Below are 16,536 nucleotides of genomic sequence, written 5' to 3'. Positions count from 1 at the left end.
TGCATAAGCGCGATGCGGGAAGCGCCATGCACCTGCATTTGCAACGCTATTTTCAGCATGCATTGTGAGGTGTTCTTTTGACGCAACGCCGATTCAATTTCGACGCAATTTTTATTTTCGAAGCCTTATGATGCGCGTGATCGTATTTTCTTCCACGCGGCGCGACGTCACGAGCGTATTGGCCGGCGAGCCTGCTTTGTCAGTGAATGCAAGCGCAGGTGGGCATTGCATTGTCCGCAATAATCGCTCGTGATTATCGGGGTATTGCGCAATTGAGGTGCTGGAAGCACGATTCGCATCGATCTGCGAATGGTGCGCGCGCAACGGTATGTGTCGCGTGGAAAGCGTATTCGATTCAATGAATTAACGCCCAAACTCGGAGCCATAAAACATGAAAAAATCGCTAATCGCCCTCGCACTCACTGGCGCTTTTGCAGTATCCGCTCACGCGCAGAGCAGCGTGACGCTGTACGGCCTCATCGATACCGGTCTCGTCTACACGAACAACCAGATGGGCCACAGCAACTGGCAACTGAATAGCAGCTCCACGCAGAACACGGTGTTCGGCCTTAAGGGCACGGAAGACCTCGGCGGCGGCCTGAAGGCGATCTTCAAGCTCGAGCAGGGCTTCGTTCTCAACAACGGCGCGCAAGCTTTCTCGGGTGACATGTTCGGCTCCCAGGCCTGGGTCGGCCTGCAGGCGGATCAATACGGCACGGTCACGTTCGGCCGCCAGTTCGATGTGATGAACGACCTCGTCGGCCCGATCTCGGCTTCGTTCAACACGTGGGGCGGCAGCCTCGCAGCGCATCCGTTCGAGAACGACAACCTCGCGGCGAACTCGGTTGTCATCAACAACTCGGTCAAGTACGCAAGCCCGACGTGGTACGGCGTCACGTTCGAAACGATGTACTCGTTCAGCAACCAGGCAGGCAACTTCGCGAACAACCGCTCGTACGGCTTCGCGGTGTCGTACGCACAAGGCCCGATCAACCTCGCAGCCGGTTACCTGCAACTGAACAACGCAGGCAGCGGCAGCGGCGCGGTCACGCAGAGCGACGCCAGCGCGAACTTCATCGCGCAACGTCAGCGCATCTGGTCGCTGGGCGGCAACTACACGTACGGCCCGGTCACCGCCGGCCTGCTGTGGAGCCACTCGCAGATCGACAATGCTTCGGGCGTGTTCTCGTTCGGCACAGGTACGTACCTGGGCAGCGGCGACTCGTCGGCAGGCTCGCTCTCGGGCTCGCTGCGTCTGGATAACTTCGAAGCGAACGTCAAGTACGCACTGACGCCGGCATGGTCGGTTTCGGGCGCCTACACGTACACGCACGGCGCGTACAACGGCTCGAACCCGGGCTGGAACACGGCGATGCTGCAGACGGACTACGCGATCAGCAAGCGCACGGACTTCTACCTGGAAGGCGTGTACCAGAACGTCCACGGCGCGCCGGAAGGCTCGGTGCTCTCGCACGCCATGATCAACACGCTGTCGCCGTCGTCGACGGATACGCAGGTGGCGGTCACGGTCGGCATGCGTCACGCGTTCTGATCGGGGTTCGGGCCGAAGTCTGCTTGATTCGATCGCCCGAAGCGCGCGGCACGGGTGTGCCGCTCGCAACCGATGTTCGAAACGGGCTTGCTCTGTTGGAGCAAGCCCGTTTTTTATTGCGAGTTTTGTTGTGAGCGCAACTAGATTGATGCGTCCTGCGCATCGGCCAGCCATTTGACTGCCACAGCCGCGACGAGCGCAAAGCCACCGCTGAGCAGCAAGGCCCACGCGAAACCCTGAGCGAACGCAAGCGGCGCGGCGCGCGATAGTACCTGCACGACCGACGCGTCCATTGCGCGCAGCGCATCGGCCATATCGCCCGCGAGCAGACTGGCCATGAAATGCGCGTCGACGGCGCGCGATGCGGTGGGCGATGCGGCGACGAGTTGCGCCAGCGCCGTGTGAGTGCGCACGGCCAGCACAGCACCCAGCACGCCGACCGACGTGACGATGGCCGCGAAACGCGTGGTCGTGCTGATGCCCGAAGCCATACCGGTACGCTGCGGCGGCACGCACGCCATGATGGCCTTCTGCGTATCGCCGTTCATGATGCCCGCGCCGGTGCCGGTCACGAGCATCGCCAGCGCGACGTAGACATAGTGGCCACTGGCGGCGCACGCCGCCGTCGCGAGGTTGCCCAGACCGATCAGCGCAAGGCCCACGCCCAGCACGCCGCCCGTTTCGAAGCGCCGCGACAGCGCTGCACCCAGCGATGGTCCGACGATCATCGCCACCGCGAACGGCAGCATGCCCAGGCCCGCCGCGAGCGCGGAAAACCCGAAGGCGATCTGCAGATAGAGCGGCAGGAACGTCATCATCACCTGTGCGCAGGCGGCATAGCCGAACATCGCCAGCAGCGCGCCGACAAAACGCGCGCGGCCAAACAACGCGAGGTCGATCATCGGGCGCGCCTGCCAGCGCTCGGCGCACACGAAAGCGGCCAGCAGCGCGGCGCTCGCCGCGACCCTGCCCAGCGTGGCCGCCGAGTCCCAGCCATGCGCGGGGATGCCGATCAACGCCCACACGCCGCAGGCGAGCGACGCCGCGAACAACAGGCTGCCCGGCGCATCGGTGCGCCTCGCGTGCGGATCGCGCGATTCGTCGATGGCGATCCACGCGCCGACGCCGAGCGCGACGCAGATCGGCGGATTCATCAGAAAGATCCAGCGCCAGCCCGCCCACTGCGTAATCGCGCCGCCGATCCACGGGGCGAGGGTTGTCGCGATCCCCATGCACATGCCCCAGATCGCCCAGGCGCGCTCGCGTCCCGGGCCCTGCGCGAAACGGTGCGCGATCACTGCAAGCGCGGCCGTAAGCAGCAGCGCCGCGCCCACGCCCTTGACGGCGCGCGCCGCAATCAGCGCGGCAGCCGTGGGCGCAGCACCGCAGGCGAACGAGGCCAGCGCGAACAGCACGAGGCCGCCCAGCAGCGTGCGGCGTCGGCCAAAGCGGTCGGCGAGCGCACCCGCAGGCAGCAGGCAGGCCGCGAAGGCGGTCATGTAGGCGCTCACGACCCACTCGATCTGCGCGAAGCTCGCGTGGAAGGCGTGCGCGATCGAGGGCAGCGAAACGGCGACGACATTGGTGTCGAGCACGATCACGGCGCAGGTCGCGGAGGCGAGCGTGAGCGTGATATGCGGATGGCGCTGCGAAAAGCTCGCGTCGGGCGGGGCGGCAGCGACGCTCGCGCTGGAAACGGAAGGTTCGGACATGGGATCGGCAGGTAGCGGGGCAACACGAGAGGAAGCCCGCATCGTCGCATCATCGACGGTTGTGAGTCATTGCCATAAAATAGCGATTTGCTTCGCAAAACTATCAATCATGAGCCGTATCGAACTGCGTCACCTGCGGGCGTTCCTGAGCGTGGCGCGTCACCTGCATTTCGCGCGCGCCGCCGAAGAACTGGATATGGCGCCGCCCGCGCTCACGCGGCATATCCAGGAAGCCGAGCGGCATCTGGGTGCGAGGCTGTTCCATCGCTCGCGTAGCGCGGTTTCGCTGACGGCGGCGGGCGAAGCCTATCTGCCGGAAGCGGCGGCGGCGCTCGAACATCTGCAGCGTGGCGAGGAACTCGCAGCACTGGCCGCGCGTGGCGAGGCGGGGCGCATCGTGGCGGGCTATGTGTCGTCGGCGGTGTATTCAGGTGCGCTGCAACGCTCGATTGGCGAATTCCGTGCCGCATGGCCGCGTGTGGAAGTGAGCCTGACCGAGGTCGCGATGGACGATGTGGGGCGACGTCTGGAAGCCGGCTTGCTCGATATCGCTTACGTGCGCCCGCCGCTCGCGCTGCCCGATTCCTTGCGTCTGGCCACCGTGCAACGCGACGCTTTCGTGGCCGCGGTGCCCGCTGGATCGGTGTTTGCCGAGAGCGCGACGCTGCGCGCAGCCGATCTTGCCGAAGCCAGCTTCGCGGTGCCGGAACAGGACTTCGGCACGCTCGAACTCGCGCGTCGCGGCCGCTTCGTGCCGCGCATCGCGGCGCGTCCGGGCGGCTTGCTGGCGGTGCTCGCCTGTGTCTCGGTGAACGGCTGGGTGGGTGTGATCCCCGATGCCCTGGCGGGATGCGTAACGCTGCCAGGCATTGTTTATCGGCCCATTGCGGGCAAGCCGATTACGTCGGAACTGGCGCTGGTCTATCGCAAGCACGAACGAGCGCCGGCCGTGCGGGCGTTCCTGCGGCTGGTGGCGCAGGGCAAGCCGGGAGCGCCCAGTGCCGGTTGAGCGCTTGCAGATGCGCCGGGCGACACACGTAAATCCGCGGATATCCGCTATTGCGGTCAGGACGTCTTGACCATTGCCACAGCCGACTGGTCGTAGGGCATCGACGTGGGTGCGCGGAAGCGCCAGTGCTGGCCCGGCGCGATGGCGGCGCCGCTTGCCGACGTGGTGCCCAGGATCTCGCCACGGGCATTGAGCAGATTGATCGTGATGGTGGCCTCGTCGATGCGCACGCCGGATGTGTTGGTCGCAATCCCGCTGATATAGCCCGTGACCCCGCCCGGGTCGACCACGCCGCGCAGTTCGCTCAACTGCAGCGTGCCTTGCGCATAGACGGCGATCGAAGTAATTGAAGCGATCGATGCAATGATGAGCGCAACAACGATGAAGATTTTCCTCATGACAGTTTTCTCCCGTTTGGTTGATCAGCGACTCTATTGAAGCGCACGAGCGAATGCGGACATATGAGGAAATTCCGAGAATGAGGGCGATCTTGACGGCCCTGGCCATTCGGCCGAGGTTTTCGTAACGTCGCGGCCGCTTCGGTGTGGCGGCTCGCACAGACGTCTTGTCTGGCGACGATATTTCGGTATAATGGATTTCAGTTCGGAATAGCGAACGTTATACCAAAATATGCATCCAGAGTCGGAGTGTCCGACGCCAACCTGCCTGCCCGGGCAAGGTGGAAGCCCTTGAGGCGATGCGGCCGATTGACGGCAACGAAGCGGGAGCCGTCTGGCTGGCACCGGTTCGATCAACCCTGTATCCGGAGCCACCATGTGCCAAGCGACCTCTATCGATCCCCAGACCGTCTGTAACGACTGGTCCCACGTCCTTCCCGGCGTCGCCTTGACGCATACGGTTCATGTCGTATCGCAGTTGAATCCGCAGATTGTTTCGGCGGCGGCAGCCGTGCTTGAAGGTGAAACCATTGTGGCGGACCGTTGGAATGTCAGCCGCTGCGGCGGCGTGCTCGAGCAAAGAATCGCGCTAGGCGAGATGCCGGAAGGCCAGGCGATCCGACTGCGCCAGCGGCTTGCCGCGCTTGATGGCGTGTTGCGCACGCGGCTGGAGCATCATTTCGTTCGCGGCGTGGCGGCGGCATCCTGATACGAATCGCAGTAACCGAACAATACCGATAGTCGATTCCGGGTCTCCACGGCCCGGCGCAATCCAGCGCATCGAACGCTATCCGGCACAATCCATTCCCGGAATAAAAACGGTCGTTCGCGATTTTGAATTGCCGCGCTGGACTTCGGCGAATTGCGCAATTGCGCGCCGATCATAAAGTCGATACTGGTTTACCCCTTCGGCTGAATCACAAAAAATGCCATCCAATCTAAGTTTTATCCATGGACCGATGGCCAGTCGCGACATTAATCTTGCTGCTCTTCTCGCCGTAAAACCGTGACGTCTAGCGGTTTTCGAATCGATAGATCGATAGTTGATTAGATATGCGAATTAATAATCGATCAATTATAAAAGCGTCGCTATGCCGATGCGGATAAAGACGGAGATGCAGCTTGAAAAAATTGATCACTCTCGCATCAGGTGCGGTGCTGTCCAGCGTCGCTTCATTTCCTGTTTTAGCGCAGTCGTCGATTACGCTCTATGGCGTGCTTGACAATGGACTTGTCTATCAAAGTTCAGGCGGAGGCAATTCGGCGGTTCGTGCGGTGCCTGGCGGCCTGTTCGCCACTCGCTACGGATTTAAGGGCAGCGAGGATATCGGTGGCGGCATTCATGTCAATTTCCAGTTGGAGCAGGCCTTTTCCGGCCAGACGGGTGTGGCGACGAACCCGGCCGATGCCTTTAATCGTCTTGCCTATGTTGGCTTGTCCGGTGGCTTCGGTGAAGTCCGCTTTGGCCTGCAAAACTCGCCGCAATACGATGTGCTTCAGGCGGCCATGGACCCGTCGTGGGTCAAAAGCATCGCGTCGCCCATGAATAATTTCAACGGGCTGATTATCCGCGCGAATAATGGGATCTCGTATTACACGCCAACCTACGCGGGTCTTGCTGCGAAATTTATGGTGGCATTACGCGATTCGAGTGCCGGCACGGGTAATGGCATCGGGTTTTACAACGTCGTTGTCCAATACTCCAACGGGCCGTTGAAGGCGGCGGCCGGCTACGAACGCGGCGACGAACCGGGCGTCGGGGCGGGCGGCAGCTATACGCTGGCGGGTGGGGCGGCCGCCGGTCCTGGCGCGGTCTTTAGCGTATTCAACGCAGGCGCCTCATACGGGATTGGCGCCAACCGCATCTGGTTGGCGTATCACACGGAAAACCTGACCAATACGCCCAAATACATGCAGCACGACGTCTACCAGATATCGGACTCCTATGAGTTTTCGCCAGCCGCCATGCTTTCGGTGATGTACGGTTACCTGCACGACCGCACCGGAAAAGGCAACAACGCGCAGGAAATTGGCTTGCTTTATGAATATTCGCTGTCCAAGGCCACTGAGCTTTATACTGCCGCGGGTTTTATCCAGAACCGCAATCAGGCGGCTTATACGCTGGCCGGCACGGCTTATTCGGGCCTCGCGCTCACGCCTGGCACCGACACGCGCGGCATCGGCGTCGGTCTGGTGCACAAGTTCTGAGGGCGCGGCGTCTTGTCAGCTTCGACGCGCGGGCCCGATCGTCAGCCGCTCGCGAATCTGTTTAAGCACCCACGCCGCGCGGGAGGACAGCGGCCATTCCGAACGATGGACGAGCCACAAGGTATCGACGACCGGTGTTGCGCATTCGATCACGCGAATTGCGTGCGCATCGACGAATGCCTCGCGCGCGTGACGGGGAATCACCGTGAAGCCCAGGCCGCGAGCGACCGGCGCGAGAATCAGCGAAATCTGGTTGCTGAAGCCGCGCAGCGGCAGCGTGCTCAAACCCGGATTGCCGGGGAAATGACGCGACAGAAGACGCGTGGCCATGGCCCGGCCATCGGGGTGATCGATAAAGCCGAGCCGTTCGAGATCCGCCCAGCCATTGACCTGCTCGCCGGCGGGAACCACCAGTTCCAGCGGTTCTTCTGCGAACGGTTCGGCGGCGAGGCGCGGATCGTCGGGCCGCAAGGTGACGAGGCCCAGTTCGTAGCGCTTGTCGAGCACGGCCTCGCGCGTTTCGGAATCGGGCGCGAAGCGATGGCGAATCACCAGACCCGGGTGCGCCTGCTGCAGGTCCAGCAACAGCGGATAAAGCGCCAGGCCGACGCTGCCCGGCGTGATGAGGCTGACTTCGCCGCTGTCGAGCGTGGTGTCGGATAGCTGCAACTGCAGGCGCCTGTGCGCCTGCTCGATTTCACCGCAGTAGGCCAGCAGCGCGACGCCGGCCGGCATCAATTCGAGCTGGCGGCCGCGCCGGATCAGGAGCGGACCCAGTTCGGCCTCGAGGTGCTGCATATGCTGGCTGACCGCCGCCTGCGTGAGCCCCAGATGCCGCGCCGCGCGCGTGAAGCCGCCCAATTCCGCCACCGCAGCGAAGGAGCGTAACCATTGCGGATTGAGCATAACGAAATCTTATCGAATAGATAAGGAAGCATTAGAGCATGTTTGGTTTGAGCGGCGCTACCCTTGAGGAATCGAATCCAACGGAGTGTTCCCCATGTCGCAAAACCATCCCCGCCCGTATCCGCGCAGTTTTTCCCATATCGGCCTGTCCGTGACCGACCTGGATGCCGCCGTGCGCTTCTACAGCGAAGTCATGGGCTGGTATCTGATCATGCCGCCGACCACCATCACCGAGGACGACAGCGCGATCGGCGTGATGTGCACCGATGTATTCGGCGCGGGCTGGGGATCGTTCCGTATCGCCCATCTGTCCACGGGCGACCGCATCGGCGTGGAGATCTTCGAATTCCGCAACGCGCAGAAGCCCGACAACAACTTCGAATACTGGAAAACCGGCGTTTTCCATTTCTGCGTTCAGGACCCGGACGTGGAAGGCCTGGCGGCGAAGATCGTCGCGGCGGGCGGCAAGCAGCGCATGCCGGTGCGCGAGTACTTCCCCGGCGAGAAGCCGTACCGCATGGTCTACATGGAAGACCCGTTCGGCAATATCGTCGAGATTTACAGCCATAGCTACGAGCTGACGTACTCGGCGGGGGCCTATCAATCGTGACTACGTCAGATGTGCAGGCAACGCCGCGCGCCGAGCATCGCGCCTGGATCTGGCACGGCAGTGCTGCGCCGCTGGACCTGAAACTGCGCCATGTGCCGATGCCGGTGCCAGCAGCGGGTCAGGTGCTGGTGCGTAATGTGGCAATCGGATTGAACCCGGTCGACTGGAAGGTGCTGGGCGGCGCGCTGGTGAACTGGCAGCCGGGCCATGTGCCGGGCGTCGATGGCGCGGGTGAGGTGGCGGCGCTCGGTGATGGCGTGTCGGCCGACTGGCTGGGCCGCCGCGTGGCCTGGCACACCAGCCTGCATCGCGACGGCAGTTTCGCGGAGCACACGGTGGTGGATGTCCGCGCGCTATTGCGCTTGCCCGATGCGCTCGATTACGACACGGCGGCGAGCTTTCCCTGTCCGGCGCTGACCGCGTGGCTGGCGATCGAAAAGGTGCCGCTCAAGCCGGGGCAGCCGCTGCTGGTCGCCGGCGCGGGCGGCGCGGTGGGCCAGTACCTGGTGCAACTGGCGGCGGCGCGCGGCTTCGTGGTGACGGCAATGGCCAATGCCCGACATCGCGACCGGCTGCTTGCGCTGGGCGCTGCGGATTGCATCGACGGTCCGCTGGCCGAGGGCGATGCGTGGACAGGTGGACGCCGCTACTTCGCGGTCATCGATTCGGTCAGCGGCACTCACGCCGCACGCATGGCGGCTGCGTTGCGCGCCAATGGGCATCTCGTCTGCATTCAGGACCGCGTGCCACAGTGGCCGTGCGATCCGTTTGGCCTGACCTTGTCGATGCACGAGGTTGCCTTGGGCGCGCTGCACCAGCAAGGCGACGATGACGCGTGGACGGGGCTGCGCACGGCGGGCGAGCAGATGCTGGCGGCCGTCGCCCATGAGCGGCTTCAGCCGCCGACGCGCATCGTGCGACCGTTCGAGGCGCTGGCGCAACTGCTAGACGATCTGCGGCAGCGCAATTTCAGCGGCAAGCCGGTGGTGCGGGTGCCGTAATCTCCACCGGCCTCCCTTAGCGACCGGCGGGCGTCGCGGTACCCGCCTCGATTTCCAGTTCTCTGGCGTAGGCGTCTAGATGCTCGCCTACGTGCGTTTTCAATGCCTCGACGAAGCGCTTGATTTTCGCATCGACGAATTGACGCGACGGGTAGACGGCGTACACGTTGCGCACCTGCGTGTGGTATTGCGGCAGCACACGAACGAGCGCGCCGCTGCGCAGATCGTCTATCGCCGAGAATGCTGCGAGCAGGCCAATACCGGCGCCGTCGCGCAGCGCCTGCGCCATCGAGTCCATGTCGTTGACGCTGAAATGCGATCCGGTGGGGCGAAACGTGGCGTTTTCATTGGCGCTCCCGCTGACGCTCTCCAGATGCCACTCGTCCGGTGCGTAATCCACGGTGCCGAGCAGCACACACGAGTGGTCGATGAGGTCTTCCGGGCATTGTGGCGCTGCGCGCCGGGCCAGGTAAGCCGGCGCCGCCGCAAGAATGCAATGACTCACGCCGATCTTCTGGCTCACATACGCAGAGTCGGGCAGCGTGCGCGTAATCACGACGCCGACGTCCAGTTGTTCTTCGAGCAGATTGGGCATGCGCTGGGACAGCAGCAGATCGACCGAGACATCCGGATAGGTCTCGCGGTACGCCATCACCGCGCGCGTCACGAGCTTGCGTCCAAGCCCCGGCACCGAATGCACCCGCAGCGTGCCGCGCGGTTCGAGCAGGGCGTCGCGCGCCTCGGCTTCGGCATGTTCCACGTCGGTCAGGATGGCCACGCAGCGGTCATAGAACCGCCGCCCCGCGTCGGTGATGACCAGGCGGCGCGTGGAGCGCTGCATGAGCCGCGTGTCGAGCGACTCCTCGAGCACCGAAACGGCGCGCGAGATGTTGCCGACCGTCGTTTCGAGGTGGTTCGCGACGGCCGTGAAACTGCCCATTTCGACGACTTTCGCAAACACCGACATGTTATATAACTTGTCCATCCCATCCGTTCCTTTCGTCTGAATTTCTATCTCGAAGCCCCAGCCATCATAGGCGAGCGCCGATTTCGCTGTCGCTAAGCCTGGCCGGCTCTCGCACCCGGATTTTCCCTCTCACGGAAAGATTCATTCTTTCTGCCCCGGCTAAAACCAGCCGCGCTTCCCGCATAGACTGCATTCCGTAGACAGGCACTGAGCGCAGACCTTGATCCGATAACGTCGATCGAAGCGCAATCGGAAGGCCGCGCATCAATGTCTATTAATTCGAATTGCTAACTATCTGGGATAGGCGAACATGAATGCTCATTACGACTCACTTTATCTTTTCATCGATGGCGAATGGATTGCGGCCAGCGAGCGCGATAGCGCGCCGGTCGTCAATCCCGCTACGCTGCAGGAGCTGGGCCGGGTCCCGCTGGCAACGCAAGCGGATCTCGACCGCGCTTTAAAAGCGACCCAGCGCGCCTTCAACGTATGGCGCAACACGGTGCCGGCTGAGCGCGCCCGCATTCTCAAGGGCGGCGCGAACCTGATTCGCGAGCGCGCGGAGCACATCGCGCAACTGCTGACGCTGGAAGAGGGCAAGCCGCTGGCCGAAAGCCGCGATGAAGTGCTGCGCGCGGCGGAATACTTCGAGTGGTTCGCCGAGGAAGCGCGTCGTATCGACGGCCGCGTCGTGCCGTCCAATCGCCCCGGCGTGCAGCAGTTGGTGAAGAAGCAGGCCATCGGACCGGTCGCCGCTTTCACGCCGTGGAATTTCCCGGCCATCACGCCGGCCCGCAAGCTCTCCGCTGCGCTGGCAGCAGGTTGCAGCGTCATTATCAAACCGGGCGAGGAAAGCCCCGCCACGGCGCTCGCGCTTGCCCGCGCGCTGGACGATGCGGGTCTGCCCAAAGGCGTGCTGCAGGTGGTGTTCGGCGTGCCCGACGAAGTGTCGAAGACGCTGATTGCCTCGCCAGTCATTCGCAAGGTGACGTTCACCGGTTCGGTGCCCATCGGCCGCCTGCTCGCCGCGCGCGCCGCCGAGGGCGTCAAGCCGATTACGCTCGAACTGGGCGGCCACGGCCCCGTGCTGGTTTTCAAGGACGCGGATGTCGAAAAGGCCGCTGTCGAAGGCGCAGCGAATCGCTTTCGCGGCACCGGCCAGGTGTGCATCTCATCGACCCGCTTCCTGATTCAACGCGAGGTCTACGACGAATTCGCCGACCATTTTGTGCGCGCCGCCAGCGCGCTCAAGATCGGCGACGGTATGCAGCCAGGCACGCAAGTTGGCCCGCTCGCGAATCCGCGCCAGATTGCCAAGATGGAAGAACTGGTCGCGGATGCCGTGGCGCACGGCGCGAAGGTGCTGGCCGGCGGCAAGCGCATCGCCGCAGACGGCTACTTCTTCGAGCCGACCGTGCTCGCCGACGTGCCGATGGACGCCCGCGTGATGCACGAGGAACCGTTCGGGCCGATCGCGGTGCTGATGCGCTTCGACAACCTGAGCGATGGTCTCGCCGAGGCAAACCGCTTGCCCTATGGACTGTCTGCCTACGCGTTCACGAACGACGCGCGTACTGCCATCGACGTGGCCGACGGGCTGGAGGCCGGCATGATCGGCATTAACCAGTACCGCATTGTCGCCACCGAATTGCCCTTCGGAGGTATCAAGGAAAGCGGAATCGGCTCCGAAGGCGGCGCGGAAGGCATCGAGTTCTATCTCACCAGCAAGTTCATCAGCCAGATCTGACAAAACAGGACACCTGATCATGCAAGCCATCACATTCAACGAATTCGGCGACGCCGATGTACTCAAGATTGCCAATGTTCCCGACCCGGAAGTGCGCCCCGATGATCTTCTGGTGCGCGTGCACGCTGCGGGCGTCAATCGCGCCGATCTTACGCATCGCCGCGGCGGCTACGGCAGGCCGAATTTCGGCGACTCGACCCTCATGGGGCTGGAAATCGCGGGCGAGGTAATCGAAACCGGCGCGTCGGTCGAAGGCTATCAAGTTGGCGACCGCGTGATGGGCGTAGTGGGCGGCGGTGCCTACGCCGAACTCGCACGCATCGACTGGCGCATGGCGATGCCGATTCCGCCGCAGCTCGACTATGTGCACGCGGCAGCCATCCCCGAAGTGTTCGTCACGGCGCACGAAGCGCTGATGCATCTCGGCAGGCTCAAGCAAGGTGATTCCGTGCTGATTCACGCAGCCGCTGGCGGCGTAGGTTCCGCTGCGGTCCAGTTGGCTTATGCAACCGGTGCGACGGTGTTCGCAACCGCCGAGGCGTCGAAGCTCGAACGCGTGGTTCAACTGGGCGCCGACCATGCCATCGACTATCGCACACAGGATTTTGCCGATGTCGTGGCTAAAAGGACTGGGGGAAAAGGCGTCGATGTGGTGATCGACTTCGTGGGCGCGCCGTATTTCGCGCGCAATATCGCGTCGCTTGCGAATGGCGGCCGGCTGGTGCAGGTCGGCATTCTTGGCGGAGGCGGGCAGGTGAGTGTCGAGCTGGAGGCCATTCTTTATCGCCACATCCAGATTATTGGCACGGTCATGAAATCGCGCACCCAGGCCGAAAAGCACGCCATGGTCCAACGTTTTCGCGAGCACTGGCTCAATCGCTTTTCGGGCGGACGGCGCCTTGAGCCGGTGGTCGACAGTACGTTTTCACTCGCGCGCGCCGCAGACGCTCACCGGCGCATGGAATCGTCGGCGAACGTGGGGAAAATCATCCTGACGATGGACCCGTAATCGGGCGCTGCCGCGAGAACCACTGTGCGGAAATCGTCATGCTAGCCGGGCCACGGGAACAAGACGGCCCGGCGCGCGTTGCCTACGATTATCGGCACGAACACGGTCACTGCGATCGACTCCGGAACGGCGCGCAGCCCGCGACGGCAGGACGTGTTCTGCGCAGTCATGGTTCGAAACGCAGCCTCCAATTTTTTCAGGGTCCAAAGGAAACTTCATGAGCAACAACATCTTCACGGGTACGATTCCCGCCCTCATGACACCGTGCACGGCAGCGCGTACGCCCGATTTCGACGCACTCGTCGCAAAGGGCCGCGAGCTGGTCGATCTCGGCATGTCGGCGGTCGTTTACTGCGGCTCGATGGGCGACTGGCCGCTGCTGACCGAAGCGCAACGTCAGGAAGGGGTGGCGCGGCTGGTTGCAGCAGGCGTGCCGACGATCGTCGGCACCGGCGCGGTCAACTCGAAGGAAGCGGTTGCTCATGCCGCGCACGCGGCCAAGGTAGGCGCTCACGGCCTGATGGTGATTCCGCGCGTGCTGTCGCGCGGTGCGTCGCCGGCGGCGCAGAAGGCGCACTTCTCCGCGATTCTTGAAGCCGCTCCGGCACTGCCAGCGGTCATCTACAACAGCCCGTACTATGGCTTTGCCACGCGCGCCGATCTGTTCTTCGAATTGCGCGCGAAGTATCCCAATCTGATCGGCTTCAAGGAGTTTGGCGGCGCAGCGGATATGCGTTATGCCGCCGAGCACATCACCAGCCAGGACGACAGCGTCACGTTGATGGCCGGCGTCGACACGCAGGTGTTCCATGGCTTCGTCAATTGCGGCGCGACGGGGGCGATCACCGGCATCGGCAATGCGTTGCCGCGTGAAGTGCTTCACCTGGTGGAGTTGTGCCGCAAGGCCGTCAAGGGCGATGTAACGGCGCGTCGCCAGGCGCGCGAGCTGGAAGCGGCGCTCGCGGTGCTGTCGTCGTTCGACGAAGGCACCGACCTGGTGCTGTACTACAAGTACCTGATGGTGCTCAACGGCGACAAGGAATATACGCTCCATTTCAACGAAACCGATGCGCTGAGCGAAGCGCAGCGCCGTTACGCCCAAACCCAGTACGAACTGTTCCGCAACTGGTACGCCAGCTGGTCGAAGGAAGTGAATGCCTGAAGTTTGAGTACCGGCAGAGTCGCAGCACGAGAAAGCGCCCATTGGGCGCTTTTTTCGTATGGAGACGCTTAAAACGACATGGACACGCGCCTTGTTACGCGTATACCCGCAAATCGCATTCAGCGGTGCACGATGACTATGCCGATTTCTGCATTTCCGCTGTCGATTTCCCGCAAGACTGGGCGATTTTTGAAAACTTATATTGCTTCCAGCCCACCACCGGCCACGCCGGACAAGCTAGCGGCGAATGCCCGGATGATCCATCAGGACGCGGGTAACGGGGTAATCAACTATCAAGGAGCACGAATAATGCAATTTCAGAGGACGGCCATCTCCACCGCATTGGCTTTGGGCGTTGCCATGGCCGCTGCACCATGCTCCTATGCCGCCGCTTCGCCGGTCGAGATCAAGATCGGCTTTGCCGCGCCCCTCACCGGCGGCCAGGCGCATTACGGTGCGGATTTCCGCAGCGGCGTGCAACTCGCGATCGAGGACATGAACGGCACCAACCCGGTTATCGGCGGCAAGCCCGTGCACTTCGTGCTCGACGCCCAGGACGACCAGGCCGATCCGCGCACGGGCACGACGGTCGCACAAAAGCTGGTGGACGACGGCGTGGTTGCGGTGATCGGCCACTACAACTCGGGTACGAGCATCCCGGCCGCGCCGATCTACGCGAAGGCGGGCACGCCCGAAATCGCGATGGCGACGTCGCCGACGTACACGCGCCTGGGCCTTCCCACGACGTTCCGCCTGCTGACTTCGGATACACAGCTTGGCGGCGTGCTCGGCGATTACGCCGTCAAGGGCCTCAAGTTCAAACGTTTTGCGATCGTCGACGACCGCACGGCCTATGGGCAAGGCGTGGCGGAAGAATTCGCCAAGGCCGCCAAAGCCGCGGGCGCAACGGTGGTCGACGAGGAATACACGAGCGACAAGGCGGTGGATTTCCGCGCGATTCTCACCAAGATCAAGGCCGTGAATCCCGATGCGGTCTTTTACGGCGGCGCCGACACCCAGGCCGCGCCAATGCTCAAGCAAATGCGCTCGCTGGCGATCAAGTCGGTGCTGATCGGCCCGGACATGCTGCAGTCCGACAACCTCATCAAGGTGGCGGGCGACGCGTCGGAAGGCACGCTGGCCGCATCCGAGGGTAGCCCGCTTGCGCAGATGCCCGGTGGCAAGGCATTTGGCGAGCGTTACGCCAGGCGCTTCAACCAGCCCGTCGAGCTGTACGCGCCTTATGCCTACGACGGCACGATGGCGGTGTTCAACGCCATGAAGAAAGCCGACTCGACCGATCCCCATGTCTTTCTCGCCGCGCTCAAGGCGACCAACATGAAGGGCGTCACGACCAGCGAGCTGTCCTACGATCAGTATGGCGACCTCAAGTACGGCGGCGTGACGGTCTACAAGGTCGTCAACGGCGCATGGAAGCCGTTGCAAACGGTCGGGACGAAGTAAGACAGCGGCAAAACCTTCGACGTCCTCTAATTCGCCCGGCGCACGCCGTGAATGGTCCGCATCATTCACGCTCGCCGGGCGCTTCATTTTGTCGTTCGCCGCGCCGTTTGCCCGCTCGTCCGTTATGCAGAAATCGTCATCGCGCACGGGGCGTTCGAGCAAGACGGCCAGGCGGGCGATGCCTACGATTGTCGACATGAACACCATAACCGTCATCGACTCCCATACCGGCGGCGAGCCCACGCGGCTCGTCGTTGAAGGCGGCCCCGATCTGGGCCGTGGCCCGCTCGCCGAGCGGCTCGACATTTTCCGCCGCGATTTCGATCACGTGCGCGCAGGCGTGGTCAACGAGCCGCGCGGCTCGGATGTGATGGTCGGCGCGCTGCTCTGCGAGCCGCACGACAGCACCTGTTCGGCGGGCGTGATCTTCTTCAATAACGTCGGTTTTCTCGGCATGTGCGGGCATGGCACGATCGGGCTGATCGTGTCGCTCGCCCATATGGGGCGTATCGCGCCGGGCGTGCATCGCATCGAAACGCCCGTGGGCGTTGTCGAAGCCGAACTGCATGCCGACCATAGCGTGACCGTGCGCAATGTGCCCGCATACCGTTATCGCGAGAACGTGGCGCTCGATGTGCCGGGGCTTGGCCGCGTGCATGGCGATATTGCCTGGGGCGGCAACTGGTTCTTTCTCGTGGCGGATCACGGCCAGCAACTCGAATTCGCCAACGTTGAATCGCTTACTGAAGCCTCATGGGCGATCCGCGCCGCGCTCGAAGCCAATGGCATCA

The 16,536-nt window shown here is 63.1% G+C and carries 15 protein-coding genes and 1 riboswitch; of the genes, 11 read left to right on the top strand and 4 right to left on the bottom strand.

Annotated features, from left to right (window positions below; all coding sequences use genetic code 11):
• Positions 1–391: 391 nt before the first annotated feature.
• A complete protein-coding gene (locus VG320_RS29325) occupies positions 392–1,552 on the top strand; it encodes a porin (protein WP_327203581.1) in 1,161 nt (386 codons plus the stop codon).
• Between the two features lie 140 nt (positions 1,553–1,692).
• Here the strand turns inward: VG320_RS29325 and VG320_RS29320 are convergent, their stop codons facing one another.
• Positions 1,693–3,264, bottom strand: coding sequence for an MFS transporter (locus VG320_RS29320; RefSeq protein WP_327203580.1), 1,572 nt, complete (start codon positions 3,262–3,264; stop codon positions 1,693–1,695).
• 109 nt (positions 3,265–3,373) lie between these two features.
• On the opposite strand from VG320_RS29320, the gene VG320_RS29315 reads away from it, so the two are divergent.
• Entirely contained in the window at positions 3,374–4,273 is a 900-nt protein-coding gene (locus VG320_RS29315; RefSeq protein WP_327203579.1) for a LysR family transcriptional regulator, read from the top strand.
• A gap of 56 nt (positions 4,274–4,329) precedes the next feature.
• On the opposite strand, the gene VG320_RS29310 is transcribed toward VG320_RS29315, so the two are convergent.
• A complete protein-coding gene (locus VG320_RS29310) occupies positions 4,330–4,671 on the bottom strand; it encodes an FxLYD domain-containing protein (protein WP_327203578.1) in 342 nt (113 codons plus the stop codon).
• 229 nt (positions 4,672–4,900) lie between these two features.
• A riboswitch (SAM-I-IV-variant riboswitch) is annotated at positions 4,901–5,004 on the top strand.
• A gap of 43 nt (positions 5,005–5,047) precedes the next feature.
• On the opposite strand from VG320_RS29310, the gene VG320_RS29305 reads away from it, so the two are divergent.
• The gene (locus tag VG320_RS29305; protein WP_327203577.1) at positions 5,048–5,380 is read left to right on the top strand and encodes a hypothetical protein; all 333 of its coding nucleotides are present in this window, start codon (positions 5,048–5,050) and stop codon (positions 5,378–5,380) included.
• Between the two features lie 413 nt (positions 5,381–5,793).
• On the top strand, positions 5,794–6,879 hold the full coding sequence (locus VG320_RS29300) for a porin (RefSeq protein WP_327203576.1): 1,086 nt from the start codon (positions 5,794–5,796) through the stop codon (positions 6,877–6,879).
• A 15-nt stretch (positions 6,880–6,894) separates the two neighbouring features.
• On the opposite strand, the gene VG320_RS29295 is transcribed toward VG320_RS29300, so the two are convergent.
• Positions 6,895–7,785: a LysR family transcriptional regulator gene (locus tag VG320_RS29295; RefSeq protein ID WP_327203575.1), complete on the bottom strand. Its 891-nt coding sequence runs from the start codon at positions 7,783–7,785 to the stop codon at positions 6,895–6,897.
• A 94-nt stretch (positions 7,786–7,879) separates the two neighbouring features.
• Between VG320_RS29295 and VG320_RS29290 the strand changes: the two genes are divergently transcribed.
• Positions 7,880–8,395 (top strand): lactoylglutathione lyase family protein, encoded by a 516-nt coding sequence (locus VG320_RS29290; RefSeq protein WP_327203574.1) that lies wholly within the window; start codon positions 7,880–7,882, stop codon positions 8,393–8,395.
• A complete protein-coding gene (locus VG320_RS29285; protein WP_327203573.1) occupies positions 8,392–9,396 on the top strand; it encodes a zinc-binding dehydrogenase in 1,005 nt (334 codons plus the stop codon). Before VG320_RS29290 ends, VG320_RS29285 begins: the two co-directional genes overlap by 4 nt.
• 16 nt (positions 9,397–9,412) lie before the next feature.
• Here VG320_RS29285 and VG320_RS29280 read toward each other — a convergent pair whose 3' ends face one another.
• Positions 9,413–10,381, bottom strand: coding sequence for a LysR family transcriptional regulator (locus tag VG320_RS29280; RefSeq protein WP_327203572.1), 969 nt, complete (start codon positions 10,379–10,381; stop codon positions 9,413–9,415).
• 292 nt (positions 10,382–10,673) lie between these two features.
• Here VG320_RS29280 and VG320_RS29275 point away from each other — a divergent pair, with 292 nt between their 5' ends.
• The 5 genes from VG320_RS29275 to VG320_RS29255 all read left to right on the top strand — a co-directional run.
• Positions 10,674–12,110, top strand: coding sequence for an NAD-dependent succinate-semialdehyde dehydrogenase (locus VG320_RS29275; RefSeq protein ID WP_327203571.1), 1,437 nt, complete (start codon positions 10,674–10,676; stop codon positions 12,108–12,110).
• A 19-nt stretch (positions 12,111–12,129) separates the two neighbouring features.
• Positions 12,130–13,119: an NAD(P)H-quinone oxidoreductase gene (locus tag VG320_RS29270; protein WP_327203570.1), complete on the top strand. Its 990-nt coding sequence runs from the start codon at positions 12,130–12,132 to the stop codon at positions 13,117–13,119.
• Positions 13,120–13,336: 217 nt separating this feature from the next.
• The gene (locus tag VG320_RS29265) at positions 13,337–14,281 is read left to right on the top strand and encodes a dihydrodipicolinate synthase family protein (protein WP_327203569.1); all 945 of its coding nucleotides are present in this window, start codon (positions 13,337–13,339) and stop codon (positions 14,279–14,281) included.
• 309 nt (positions 14,282–14,590) lie between these two features.
• Positions 14,591–15,745, top strand: a complete 1,155-nt coding sequence (locus VG320_RS29260; RefSeq protein WP_414696158.1) for a branched-chain amino acid ABC transporter substrate-binding protein — start codon at positions 14,591–14,593, stop codon at positions 15,743–15,745.
• A 196-nt stretch (positions 15,746–15,941) separates the two neighbouring features.
• On the top strand, positions 15,942–16,536 hold a 595-nt coding region (locus VG320_RS29255; protein WP_414696157.1), incomplete at its 3' end, for a proline racemase family protein.

Origin of the sequence: Paraburkholderia sp., from assembly GCF_035948235.1 — a bacterium.
Taxonomy (GTDB): domain Bacteria; phylum Pseudomonadota; class Gammaproteobacteria; order Burkholderiales; family Burkholderiaceae; genus Paraburkholderia.
This window is presented reverse-complemented; position numbering and strand designations above follow the sequence as displayed.